This is a genomic window from Maridesulfovibrio spiralis (SeqCode), assembly GCF_048571135.1.
Lineage (GTDB): Bacteria > Desulfobacterota > Desulfovibrionia > Desulfovibrionales > Desulfovibrionaceae > Maridesulfovibrio > Maridesulfovibrio spiralis.
In genome coordinates this window covers 502,778-515,575 of the sequence record NZ_CP182344.1, presented here as the reverse complement: position 1 = coordinate 515,575, position 12,798 = coordinate 502,778, and the positions used below count along the sequence as shown (strand labels likewise).

11 protein-coding genes and 2 tRNA genes are annotated in these 12,798 nt (G+C 41.7%); 7 read left to right on the top strand and 6 right to left on the bottom strand.

Annotation, left to right across the window (positions count from 1 at the left end):
- Positions 1 to 63: 63 nt before the first annotated feature.
- Positions 64 to 744 (bottom strand): substrate-binding periplasmic protein, encoded by a 681-nt coding sequence (locus ACNI29_RS02380; RefSeq protein ID WP_419780584.1) that lies wholly within the window; start codon positions 742 to 744, stop codon positions 64 to 66.
- Positions 745 to 1,051: 307 nt separating this feature from the next.
- On the opposite strand from ACNI29_RS02380, the gene der reads away from it, so the two are divergent.
- The 5 genes from der (at position 1,052) to ACNI29_RS02355 (ending at position 5,016) form a co-directional block, all read left to right on the top strand.
- Complete coding sequence (der, locus tag ACNI29_RS02375) at positions 1,052 to 2,404, top strand: ribosome biogenesis GTPase Der (RefSeq protein WP_419780583.1); 1,353 nt, start codon at positions 1,052 to 1,054, stop codon at positions 2,402 to 2,404.
- Between the two features lie 102 nt (positions 2,405 to 2,506).
- Positions 2,507 to 2,601 (top strand) — tRNA-Ser (locus tag ACNI29_RS02370).
- A gap of 171 nt (positions 2,602 to 2,772) precedes the next feature.
- Entirely contained in the window at positions 2,773 to 3,429 is a 657-nt protein-coding gene (locus tag ACNI29_RS02365) for a response regulator (RefSeq protein ID WP_419780582.1), read from the top strand.
- 119 nt (positions 3,430 to 3,548) lie between these two features.
- Positions 3,549 to 3,640: transfer RNA gene (locus ACNI29_RS02360), tRNA-Ser, on the top strand.
- A 188-nt stretch (positions 3,641 to 3,828) separates the two neighbouring features.
- Positions 3,829 to 5,016, top strand: coding sequence for a tyrosine-type recombinase/integrase (locus ACNI29_RS02355; RefSeq protein WP_419780581.1), 1,188 nt, complete (start codon positions 3,829 to 3,831; stop codon positions 5,014 to 5,016).
- A 20-nt stretch (positions 5,017 to 5,036) separates the two neighbouring features.
- Here the strand turns inward: ACNI29_RS02355 and ACNI29_RS02350 are convergent, their stop codons facing one another.
- From ACNI29_RS02350 to ACNI29_RS02340, 3 genes are all read right to left on the bottom strand, one after another.
- Positions 5,037 to 5,207: a hypothetical protein gene (locus ACNI29_RS02350; protein ID WP_419780580.1), complete on the bottom strand. Its 171-nt coding sequence runs from the start codon at positions 5,205 to 5,207 to the stop codon at positions 5,037 to 5,039.
- Between the two features lie 282 nt (positions 5,208 to 5,489).
- Positions 5,490 to 6,335 (bottom strand): hypothetical protein, encoded by an 846-nt coding sequence (locus tag ACNI29_RS02345; protein WP_419780579.1) that lies wholly within the window; start codon positions 6,333 to 6,335, stop codon positions 5,490 to 5,492.
- Between the two features lie 393 nt (positions 6,336 to 6,728).
- Complete coding sequence (locus ACNI29_RS02340; protein ID WP_419780578.1) at positions 6,729 to 9,005, bottom strand: putative bifunctional diguanylate cyclase/phosphodiesterase; 2,277 nt, start codon at positions 9,003 to 9,005, stop codon at positions 6,729 to 6,731.
- A gap of 551 nt (positions 9,006 to 9,556) precedes the next feature.
- On the opposite strand from ACNI29_RS02340, the gene ACNI29_RS02335 reads away from it, so the two are divergent.
- The gene (locus tag ACNI29_RS02335) at positions 9,557 to 9,793 is read left to right on the top strand and encodes a hypothetical protein (RefSeq protein WP_419780577.1); all 237 of its coding nucleotides are present in this window, start codon (positions 9,557 to 9,559) and stop codon (positions 9,791 to 9,793) included.
- 38 nt (positions 9,794 to 9,831) lie between these two features.
- Here the strand turns inward: ACNI29_RS02335 and ACNI29_RS02330 are convergent, their stop codons facing one another.
- Together ACNI29_RS02330 and ACNI29_RS02325 are read right to left on the bottom strand one after the other, a co-directional pair.
- A complete protein-coding gene (locus tag ACNI29_RS02330; RefSeq protein ID WP_419780576.1) occupies positions 9,832 to 10,131 on the bottom strand; it encodes a hypothetical protein in 300 nt (99 codons plus the stop codon).
- A gap of 322 nt (positions 10,132 to 10,453) precedes the next feature.
- Positions 10,454 to 11,422, bottom strand: coding sequence for a relaxase/mobilization nuclease domain-containing protein (locus ACNI29_RS02325; RefSeq protein WP_419780575.1), 969 nt, complete (start codon positions 11,420 to 11,422; stop codon positions 10,454 to 10,456).
- Between the two features lie 254 nt (positions 11,423 to 11,676).
- Between ACNI29_RS02325 and ACNI29_RS02320 the strand changes: the two genes are divergently transcribed.
- Positions 11,677 to 12,764, top strand: a protein-coding gene (locus tag ACNI29_RS02320) for an IS3 family transposase (RefSeq protein ID WP_419780574.1) whose coding sequence is annotated in 2 segments (ribosomal slippage) — positions 11,677 to 11,929 and positions 11,929 to 12,764 — 1,089 coding nt in all. Because the reading frame shifts where the segments join, the coding sequence is not laid out codon by codon here.
- Positions 12,765 to 12,798: the final 34 nt, after the last annotated feature.

The window sequence follows — 12,798 nt, the reverse complement described above, 5'->3', positions numbered from 1 at the left end:
TGTAGCGCAGTTGTTGCAATTGATTTTATAACGGACCTGAGTCTTATGGCTCGGGTCCGTTTTTTATTTAGGTGTTGCAAAATATTGCTTGAGAAGTTCTTCAAATAAAATGATGCGGACTCTGTTGTCCGGTCCGTCCCTGAAAGCGAGAACCAATTCTTTGGGGGGGAAGGAATGCAGGGTTATCAGGTTGTTGATCCCATGCCGTTTTGCAATGTAGTGCATAACTTCAGGACCGGATATTGCGGCTTTAAAGCGTTTGCTGGATAATTTTTTTACTAATGAAAGTTCGCTGTGGGTTATGTCAACTTTTTCCGGATGTGCCTCAATTTGTTTCCTGACATCGTCAGAATAAATATAAGATGGAACTATGCCGATCCTGTGGGTAAAGAGGTCGTCCAATCCTTTCCATTTCAGCCCTGACCCCTTATAGGTAACAACTCCGTATCCGGACCATGCAACAGCAGATGACGCCACGAAACCTTTAATTACTTCCTCATGCCACGCAGGAAAGTAGCCGACAAAATTTTTCCCGCCAGCCATTTGTTTAGCTCTTTGCCAGGGGTAGAATTCTACGACAAGCTCTATGCCCGCCTGCTTTAGAATTCCGCGAAGGGTCGCAATTGCTGATCCTTGCGAGGGGGTCTGGCTGTCAGAATATGGCTCCCAGTCGAGAGACGCAACTTTCCAAACGTCTGCTGCGTCGAGCGGAAAACTGAAAAGAAAGGTTAGAATAGTGCTCATTAAAAATGTACGCAAAGGCATTTGGTCTACTCCGGTAAATAGCACATGATTATTCTTTATATGATTATATGTGTTTTTGAGTCATTGTCATTATAATTATTGATGCTGAAGTGTAGGGAAGTTTGAATATGTATTCGGGTTGATCCTAATAAACTCTTTACAGTCCTACACTCATTGTGCCATAGGACTTCTTTAGGGAGATTTTAATAGCGGGAAGCAGATGTCTTCCCGCTTTTTTTGATATATATTGCTGCCCACGGTAACTTCTTTCCGTGTATTGATTTTTCATTTTTTTCGGAGGACGGCCATGCTGCCAACCATCGCACTTATCGGACGCCCCAACGTGGGAAAGTCTACTTTATTCAATAGATTGCTGAGGAAAAAAAGGGCTATTACACATGATATGCCCGGGATTACCCGTGACCGTATTTACGCGGAAGGCCATTTTGACGGTGTTCATTACGCACTGATTGATACCGGCGGTCTGGTCATGGAAAGTGATAATGATTCAGAAGAATTTCAGGGTGATATCTTCGAACAGGCCCGCGAAGCTATAGAAGAATCACAGGCTCTTATTCTTGTTGTTGACGGGCGAATCGGCATCACCCAGCTCGATGAGCAGGTTGCCGCTTACATCCGCCAGAGCAACAAGCCTATTCTGTTGCTGGTCAACAAAGTTGACGGTGCGGAGCTTGAAGTACAGGCTACGGCCGATTTTCATGCTCTTGGTTTCGAGATGATGGCTGTTTCCGCTGAACATGGTTTCAACCTGCTTGAGCTGCGTGAAAAGGTTGCCGACATGGCCCTTGCCACAGGTATTGAGTACGAAGAAGAAGACGAAGAGGCCAAAGGTCTCAAAATCGCCATGCTCGGCCGTCCCAATGCCGGCAAGTCTTCCATGGTCAACGCCCTGACTGGGGAGCAGCGTGTTATCGTCAGTGATATAGCCGGTACCACCCGTGACAGCGTGGACGTTACTTTTGAGAGTGGCGGCAAAACTTATACATTTGTCGATACCGCCGGGGTACGCCGCCGTACCAACATTACCGATACCATCGAAAGGTTCAGTGTTGTACGTGCACTCAAGAGCAGTACCAAAGCTGATATCACAGTCATGGTTGTTGACGCTCTGGCCGGTATCACCAAGCAGGACAAGCGTCTTCTGGAATACCTGCTGCGTGAAGCCGTTCCTTTCATTATCGCGGTGAACAAGATTGATCTGGTTTCCAAGTCCGAACGTTCTTTGCTCCGCGAGGGTTTTGAACGCGCACTGCGCATGGCTAACCATGTCCCTGTCGTTTATACTTCCTGTATTTCCAAATCAGGCCTCGGTGGAATTCTTCCGCTTGCCAGCAGGCTGAAAAAGGAATGTTCACTGCGTATCTCCACCGGTCAGCTGAACAGGATTATGAAAGATATCGTTGATAAGCACCAGCCTCCGGTTGTGAAGCGCAAGAGGGCCAAGTTCAAGTATATGACTCAGGCAGATGATGAGCCGCCGACCTTTATTTTCTTCATCAATGATGAAAGATTGATCAAGGCTTCTTACCATCGTTTTCTTGAAAACAGGCTGCGTAAAATTCTCAATGTGAAGATTGCTCCGTTGAATATTGTGTTCCGGTCCACATTTAGGGCAAAAGAAGACATAGTTCATAAATAATTCAAAAAATTTTAAAATTGTTGTTGACAATCCGAAGGGTCGGAGATATTACAACGCTTCCTGAGTGAGTGAAACGCATCGCGAATCATTCACCACATATACGGAGAGGTGGCCGAGCACGGCTGAAGGCGCTCGCCTGCTAAGCGAGTATAGGGCTTAAAACTCTATCGAGGGTTCAAATCCCTCCCTCTCCGCCACATGAAAGTACTAGGCAGTTGGAGTTAATCCAGCTGCCTTTTTCATTATGAGCCTGATGTTTGAATTTTGGGGTGCGTTCTTATGCTGTTGCATTGTGCAGTGATTTCCTGATAAGAACTATTATCTTTTGGGAAGTCGCAATTCTATTATCTCTTGGATTCAGGTGTTTGATGCTTAATTTGGTTAAAGTAGTTATAGCTGATGATCATGCTTTGGTTCGCGAAGGGCTTAAGACGATCCTGAAGTCCCAGCCCGGGATAAGCGTGCTTGGTATGGCCGAGAATGGCGAAGAGGCAGTACGACTGTGTAAGCGGCTTAATCCTGATGTAGCGCTCATGGATTTATCCATGCCGGTAAAAACTGGCGTGCAAGCAATTCAGGAGCTTTCCGGGGTTGTAAGAACAAAGTTTCTGGCCTTAACAGCCCATGTGGAGCCTGATCATATTTTTTCAGCCCTTGATGCAGGGGCCAGCGGTTACGTCCTGAAGACTTCTTCCAGCAAAGAGCTGGTCATGGCTATTGAGACAGTCATGGCAGATAAGGTTTACCTCACCCCTGAGATTTCAGCAGAGGTCGCCAAGGGGTTTTTGCAGAAGGAAAGAAGCAAGAGCAGCGACAGTCTCGATTCTCTTACCGAGCGTGAACGTGAAATTTTGAAGCACGTTCTTGGCGGTTATAAAAACCGCGAAATAGCCGACCTATTGGTGATCAGCATCAAGACCGTCGAGAAGCACCGTTCAAACCTGATGAAGAAGCTTAAGCTGCGCTCAAAAGCCGAGTTGCTGGCTTACGGCGAAGAGCTTAAACAAAAAGGTGTTTTCCTGTAGGGCAGAGATGCTTTCCACATGCTTTTAAAAGCAGTATTTACAAATAAATTTCTATGAATTAAATATAAAAAAGGGTTGACATTCAGCCCGAGTTCGGGAAAATTCTTTTCTCACGTTTTGGAGAGGTGGCAGAGTCCGGTTGAACGCGGTAGTCTTGAAAACTATTGAGGGTTTACGCCCTCCGGGGGTTCGAATCCCTCCCTCTCCGCCAGTTAATAATTCCACTCGATAGCATAGAGTGGCGAAAGCCCTGCAATAGCAGGGCTTTTTTGTTTTCTAAGTCCCACGAGATTTCATGGGGTAGGTTGATACAGACCTTTTTATTGAGTAAGAGTTTGAGTAACCAGTTTTTCGTTAGAAAGTTACTCAAGTCTTAACACTCAACATATGGACTCTTAAGTGCCCTTAACTATAAAACAAATTGAATTAGCCAAGCCCAAGAAGAAGCTGTACCGAATCACAGACAGCAACGGCCTTTGTTTAGAAATTACTCCAAGCGGTTCTAAAAGGTGGCGGCTTCGCTATCAATTTAATCGCAAAGCAAAAATGCTCTCTTTGGGGTTGTATCCAGAAGTGAGCTTGAAAGATGCCCGAAATCGTGTTTTTGAGATGCGTCAGTCTCTAGCTAAAGGATTAGATCCATCCAAAGTACGACAAGAGCAGAAGGCGAAGGTAGACGGCAGTTATAGTTTTAAAGTTATTGCAGATAAATGGTTTGCGAAAAAATCATTAACTCTGGCAAATAAGAAAGACAGACAAACCATATATGGCAGGCTCGTGAATCATGTATTTCCTTTCATAGCCGATAAATCCATTTTTGAAATAACGAATAAAGATATAGTTGCGATCCTTGAGCGTTTGGAAGCCATGAATCTGCATGAGACTGCCAAGCGAGTTAATTTAACTTGCGTGCATATTTTCAACTATGCCCGCGTATCAAATCCAGAATTGAGTAACCCTGCCAGCGATACCAAAGCGTTACTCATTCCCGCATCCAAAAGAGTTAAGCATTTTCCTGCCATAACGAAACCTGCCGAGATTAAGAAACTTTTGCGGAAGATAAATAGTTTCAAAGGTACTTTCAGTGTTGCACAGGCATTAAAATTTATTCCGTATACCTTTGTACGCTCTGGGGAATTACGTAGTGCTGAGTGGTCAGAAATTGATTGGGAAGCAAGAGAATGGCAAATTCCAGCTCATAAAATGAAAGCTCCGAGACCTCACATTGTCCCACTCTCCACACAGGTAATAGACATATTAAAGAAAACCCATCTTGTAACGGGTCATAATAAATATGTTTTTCACAGCGATCGTAGCAAGAAAGGGATATTAAGCGAGAACACCATAAATAAGGCCTTACGTAGTATGGGGTACGCAAAGGATGAAATGTGCTGCCACGGGTTCAGGACAACCGCGAGTACCCGTCTAAATGAGGAATTAAGGTACATGCCAGACGTTATAGAGCGTCAATTGGCTCATGGTGAGGCAAATAAGGTTCGGGACGCTTACAACCGCGCTGAGTACCTAGAAGAACGCCATAAGATGATGCAGGAGTGGGCTGACTATTTGGATGGGCTGGCGGGGTAGGTCCAGCCTTGTGTACTTTGTTATTTTACAAATTCCGCAGCTTCATTACTCAGCCGCCAAGCTTGGTTCTTAAAGATGGCTAGAACTTGATTGGCCTGTTCGGTCACATCGATCAGGTTTCCGTCTTCGATTGCTTGTTTACGAGTGTAGGAATAGATCATCCGAAACAGTGGATCGCAGTTAATTACCATCAGTAAATCTCCTTCAATTTCAAACTGTTAAATAATTCTGAAAATTGAAGGTTATCCTGATTGGTATGATTTGGTCACTGGGGTCTGGTGATTTTTTGGGTGATTCTGTGGATCAGGTGGGGATGTGGGCTGGTGGAATATTGTTTGAGATCGTTGCAGGTGCTACTGATTATTCGGTTGACCGAATTTGACGGTGGCGTGTTTCAAAAAAAGGTGGAGCGACAGAGACAATGCTCCGCGCTCCACCATAATTTCACAATTATATTCGATACGACTGGATTCTCATCCCAAAACGTAGGTAAACCGAGGCTCTCCAAATTTGGCTGTGGATTCAGCCTCAGTCATTGGATTCACGCCATAACGATTTGTATTACGGAGTACAGTCAATGTAAACTTTTCTATGGCATCCGCATCACTTCTAGCGTCATCACGTGAAATGCCCGTACTTGCTTCATAGTCCGCCGCAGCCCTCGCATAGGCATACGGAATCCCCTTTTCTGAGATTTTGTCATGTTCGCTCCGATTACTCTCTATCCAGTCCGTAATTTCTCCGAGCTTTTTCTGGGCAGCATCAAGCACTTCCCAAGTACCTTCTGAAGTCACTCGGCTCGCGAGTGCATGATACTTCTCATTCAGATCCACTTGAGGCCCACTGGCTGTGTATCTAAATTCAAGAAGCCCTGTATCATCCATTGCCTGCATTTGATCGACTACTTCTTGCCCAGCTTCTAAAAACTCATCATAGGATGCGCGGTATTTCTCCATGGCTTCCTGTGGGTTTGACATAACGTCGAGATAGTTAAATGTATTGTTAGCATGATATTGGCTGATGTGACTTTCAAGTGGCGTCAGTCCTATTGAAAAAGACTCTATATCTGCCGTAAAACTCACAGGACCTTCACCTTGCGATTCGTTCTGCGCAAGGCCAAACATCGTTACATGAGTATAGTTAGACAACTGATTCAAGTTACCAGAGTTATAGGAAGTGCTAGACTCAGTCTTCGTGGTAGCGGCATTTATTTCTTCCTGCAGGAAAAATTTTCCCGTATCTGGCTGTTTCTCAACTGGCTTACTATACTGCGCACACACACTGTACACCCCATTAAATTGAGTAGAGACATCATTCATTATCATTCTCCTTTGTAGGATAATAGCGAACTCTCAATTAAGAAAGAATTCAAAATCCTAAAACTAAAACAATATATTTCCCTCACTATTGAATAACCAACACAACATCTATGCATGAATGATACCGGAAAAAAATGCATTAATAGAGACATCCTCAGCTACGTTGACAGTGCATCAGTAAATCTCCTTCTATTTCATACTGTTAAATAATTATGAAAATTGAAGGTTATCCTGATTGGTTTGATTTGGTCACTGGGGGCTAGTGATTTTTTGGGGTGATTCTGTGGATCAGATGTGGGGATGTGTGTTCTGGTGGAGTTGATTTGGAGTTGTGAGTTGCTGCTGGTGCTTTGTTTTTTCCGATTTCTTAGTTTTATAAAAAAGAGTTAGCCCCTATTTACCCGAAAGATAACTCAATAATTCATGGACCTTAAGCGGCTTTGAATAATAATATCCTTGATAAATATCACACTCATATTTATTAAGAATTTTCTGCTGCTCAATATTTTCAACTCCTTCAGCTACTACATGCATATTCATATTATGCCCAATACCGATAATTGCCTTCACAACATCTGCCGCATCTTCTACATTGACAATATCTTGTATAAAACTCCTGTCTATTTTCAATTCATTGACCGGAAGTTTTCTGAGCATACTAAAGGAGGAATAACCTGTCCCAAAATCATCAAGAGAAATTTTTATCCCTTCATCTCTAATCGATTGTAACAAAGATGAAACATAATCAATATCATCAATAAAAACAGACTCTGTAATTTCTAATACGATATTTTTTTTATTAAGATTACTGGCTTCAACTGCGTGCAACAAATGTTCTTTAAAACCAGATAGCAACAACTGTTTAGCTGAAATATTAATTGACAAAGACAAATTTTCATCCCCGTTCAGCTTTATAATATGAGCAAAATCTGCAAGAGATCGTTCAACAACAAAATTACCCAATTCTTCCATAAGTCCGACATCTTCAGCAATGCCGACAAAATGCTCAGGGGAAACAAAACCAAGCTCTGCACTTTGCCAGCGAACAAGAGCCTCCACTCCATGAATATCACCGCTACTGCATAATTGAGGCTGGTATACTATATAAAGCTCGCCACGACTAATAGCAGCACGTAAATTACGCTCTACGCTGGCTTTCCAAATTACTACTTCCTTAAGCTTAGAATTATAAATACAGCAAACTTGTCTGGTCCTCTTCGCTTCATACATAGCCAAGTCTGCAGCCATCATTAAATCTTCTAAATCTTCGCCATCCTGAGGAAAGCTAGCCACACCAAGACTTGCGCTTACATGTAAAGTCATTCCAGCAACAAAATATGGCACAGAGACAGCAGAAGCTAAACTCTCGGCAAAAGAGAGTAGAGAATCATTGTTTGTTTCACGCAGCAGGATAAAAAACTCATCCCCGCCGTGCCGAAATAGATCTGAGCCATCCAAAGAAAACGATTTAAGTCGTTTAGCAACCTCCCTTAGGATCAAATCACCATACGAATGACCAAAAGTGTCATTAATCATTTTAAAATTATCCAAATCAATTAGAACCAGAGAAAAACGAGACTCGTCAACATTAAGCCACTTACTACCAACAGGCTCTATTGCACTTCGACTATATAAGTCGGTCAAGGAATCATGAGTTGCTGCATATAAAAGTCTTTCTTTAGTTTCTTTTTCTTTTTTAAAAAACCATATAAAAAAAATGGTCAACAGTATAATCATAACAGCAAAGACAACAACTCTAGTATAAAAACCATGACCAACAAACTTAGTCATAACATAGCTGGAAGGTATTGCAGTTTTAACCCATAATCCATAATGCCCTAAACCACGCAAAGCACAAAAGGACTCTACATTATTACAAATTAATGCATCACTTTTATAAATATAAGATTTTTGGCTTACACTAAATGACGCATTGTCTAGGTCATAACGACGCTTAATATTTGCCAATATTTCATCTAAATATTTTTCAGGAAGAGGATTTAAATAAAAACGCCTGTATTCTTCATCTTTCAAAGGATTAACATATACTCTCCAAAATCCCTCAGCATTAACAACTGAAGTTACAGCAGGTATAAAATCTTTTTTATGAAAAAATTTACTAAACGATTCTAGCTCTAAAAGAGTTGAAACAACTGCAACGACATTATTATGATCATCTCTTATAGCTTTGCGAAGTGGCAATACAAATTTATTAATATGTTCATGAAAATAAACTCTTCCGAGAACCATTCTATTGCTTTTTAACGTTAAAGCAAAACTTTCACTAGTTTCTTCCCGGTCCGCAAGACTTAAAACCTGCTTAGTAGATATTTCTGATCCTTCATATCTAATATCCGACTCTCCCCCCGGACTGAAAAGAGCTATTCCCATTGATGGTTTTATTCTTTTAGAAAATTTTGCTAAAATTATAGCTACTTGTTCAGTATCTTTGAATGCATTGTCCGCTAACAATTTACTAATGAGCGAATCTAAAACCATCTCCTTTTCATGCAATACAGAACTTACTGTAACTGCAAAGAGATCATTTATATAAACAATCTGTTCCTCAACTTCTTTCTCATAATTTTCATAGATAGAATATTGATTTAAAACAAAAGCACTAACAAGTGAAACAAGGACACCCAAAAATAACAATTGAATTTTATTCATATCACAAAACTAAAATTAGGTTATAAAAAACTAAACAAACAACATATCATCAATCACCGACAGCAAGTCAACGACAATCAAGGCATTGAACTACTTCACAAATTTAACAAAACATAAAATGCTATATAATTTTGATTTTCTGATCTCCACTGGCCAAGAATCAAATTATATACAAATCAAAAACCCACTTTGTAAGATCAACAACTACTACCAATTTGACATAATGCTTGCGTTGCTTCAGCTCTATGCCTCCATGCGTTAAGAGTTATAACCGACATCACAATATGAATATAACGAAACTAACATGCTCCACTTGACATAAACACTCTTGACTGAGTAATCAATCTCAAAGAAACAATAATAGAAATACACCTATACTTAAAATATTCTACTTTTAATTTTTCCTACTAATTGTGTGGTTTAAGAAGCGAGAAGTAGCAAGCCTGAATAAAAAAATGAGAGAAAATTTTGTTACAATCTATCTTCAGTTTGCTTCATTAATATAATAATTAAAATACAAACAAGCCAAAGAGAGGACATAGGGGGGATGTTTGAGACTTAGAAAGCCAAGCAATCAAGACAAGATAGGTTGTATAATTATAGGTGTTGAAATCATTATTGGAATTCTTTTCTTTTGTTGGATCACACTGAAAAGAACGGGGGTGGATAGTTTTCATTTTATCAGTACTGCTGCAGACCATATTGATGCAAAGATTGAAATTACGCACTTTGTTTTATGGATTGCAGTTGGATTACTTATGTATCATGCTTTATTCGAAAAAAAATGAGAAGCAGTGTCAAGCATACTAGTTTATTAAACTGGTTATCATCCCAGACCGTAGGTAAAACGACCAGACTCTCCAAATCTAGCTGTTGATTCAGCCTCGGTCATAGCATTAATACTATAGTGATTTGTTGCATAACGACTCACAGTCAACGTAAAGCGTTCAATGGCATCTGCGCCACTGCGGATAGCATCATCCCGTGAAATACCCGTACTTGCTTCATAGTCCGCTGCAGCACTGGCATATGCATAAGCCAGACCCTTCTCTGTGATATTGTCATGCTCGTTCCGATTGCTCTCTATCCAATCCGTAATTTCTGCGAGTTTTTTTCTGGGCAGCATCAAGCACTTTGGAACCACCTTCTGAGGTCGATCGACTTGCAAGTTCATGATACTTATCATTCAGTTCAACTACAGGTGACTCTGGTCCTTTTCACTTTACAAAACCCCTAACTTATACAACACAATCACCACACCAAACAAAACCCCAGCTAGCGAAAAAAGAAATGTAATTGCGATGTTTATGTAGGTGTTTTTCCGCACTTCATTTTGCATATAGTTATAGACTTCGCATGCCTCCTCATGAGCTTTTCCTGCTTGCTTGTTAATTAGGTTGCATGTCGCTATGCAGCGGCTTACGTCTCTTTCTAATAACTTCACGGCCTTAACGGGAAAATCCCTTGTTTCTTCGATTGTTTTTTCTACTGTCCGAGTTGATTCCTTGATTACTTTTTGAAATTCTTTCAAAAGCTTGATCAACTCCATGTTGCTCTCGATTTTGTGTTGCTCCTGCTGGCTCAGCAATCCCAAGCGGGCTTCCATCATTGTGATTTCGTCCACTTCTGGAGTCTCTTCTTTCGCAGCCGATAAATTCTTTATTCTTTTCATTTTGCTCATATAATCCTCTTTGTTGCAGTCCGTTCCAAGAGTAACTTTTGCCTAGGGAACTGCCTTTCATGGTTATTCCATTCAGCGCAAAACTAATGCCTCTGATATTTCCATTTTTGGCTCGGTTGAGTCGAACTTCAATATTGTTTGTGCTTAGTTTTTTTATAAATAAATTAAGGTTCTTGTATGCATTTAAAGCTTCTTTTACCTTGTTTTGCAGTTGCATTCTGATAGGCAATTCTCCTGTTCGGAGAGCTTTTTCTACTTCATTTTTGGTTAATGCTTTTGAATCGACTTCTTTGCTGTTTGCAACAGCTTGCAGGTCGTATTCTTTCTCTAGTTTTCGCATTAATTTTTCTTGCTTTCTAAAGTCATTACTGTCGCTTACAACTTCTCCTTGCATGGTCACTCGGTTAACTACAATGTGAATATGTGGATGTTCTGTGTCTGTATGTTTCGTCGCAATATATTGGCAGTCGCTAAACCCCATTGCTTGTATGTAGTCTTGCGTGACGTCACGCCATTCCTTGTCTGTCAGGCTTTCTTGCGGAGCCAGACTAATACTTGCATGGCAAACCACTTTTTTTAAATTGGGCCGCAAATTACGAATAGCTCCAAATTCCTGCGCCAACTCTCTCGGCTCTTTTTCAGCCATATTGGTTGTTAAAATAGATGCACCAGCTTTTCCGAGGTCATAATCCAAAGCTCCGCGAAAACCTGTGCCTTTTACGAGTTTAGCTATCATTCTTCGCAGCCTTGTTTAGGCCTAGCAGGTCGCAGCGTAGTTTTGTGACTGCTTCTTGCGTTTCGTTGATTAGTTGCTCTGGGATCGCGTTTCTGTCTAAACGATAACTAAGCTGCAAAAGCTGATTAAGATTGCTCCCTAGCTTTGATAATTCGGCGTAAGCTTGTCTGTTTACGGCTGGTCTGGTAATCCCCCCGAAAATTAATTGTTCTGAAAAGTAGAATTTTCTCGTAAAGAAGACCGAGGAGATTCAGATGAAAAAGTCACGCTACAGCGACAGTCAAATTTTGAGTATTTTGAAGCAGGCCGAGAATGGAGTTCCCGTTGCCGAGCTTTGCCGTGAACACGGAATGAGCAGTGCCACGTTTTACAAATGGCGTTCCAAATACGGCGGCATCGATGCATCCTTGATGGCTCGAATGAAAGAGTTGGAACGTGAGAACCGCCAGCTTAAGAAAATGTATGCCGAAGAGCGATTGAAAGCGGAAATCGTCAAGGAAGCTCTCGAAAAAAAGTGGTAAAGCCGTCTTGTCGGCGCAAGATGGCAAAGGCAGCCGTGAAGGAAGAAAAGGTCAATATCCGTCAGGCGTGCGAGGCTTTCAGCATCAGCCAAACTTGCTACAGGTACGAACCGAAGCTCTCCGCTGAAAATGAACTTGTTACCGACTGGCTAGTCCGGTTAACGCACAACCAACGCAACTGGGGTTTTGGATTGTGCTTCCTGTATCTGCGCAACGTGCAAGGCTTTTCTTGGAATCATAAGCGCGTTTACCGGATTTACCGAGAACTTGAGCTGAACATGCGCATTAAGCCTAAGAAACGGCTTGTGCGTGAAAAACCGGAACCTTTATCCCAGCCCGAATCTGCCAATCAAGTTTGGTCCATGGATTTTATGCATGACCAACTTGAAGATGGGCGCAGTTTTCGTTTGTTGAACGTAATCGACGACTTTAATCGTGAAGGATTGAGCATCGAAGTAGATCTGTCATTGCCTGCGGATCGTGTTGTTCGAACACTGAACCAGATTATCGAGTGGCGTGGCAAACCCGAAGCAATAAGATGCGACAACGGCCCTGAATACATAAGCAACAGGCTACTGCTATGGGCAGAAAAAGAAAAGATACGGCTGGAATATATCCAGCCAGGAAATCCGCAACAAAACGCTTACGTTGAACGCTTCAATCGGACCGTGCGGTACGACTGGTTGAGCCATTACATGTTTGAAAGCATCCAAGAGGTGCAGGATTACGCAACCAAATGGCTCTGGACATATAACAATGAATGCCCCAATATGGGCATTGGCGGCATCACTCCGATGCAGAAACTGAGAATGGCTGCATAGCCTCTACTTTTCAGGCCCCCTAAGAATGGGGGGA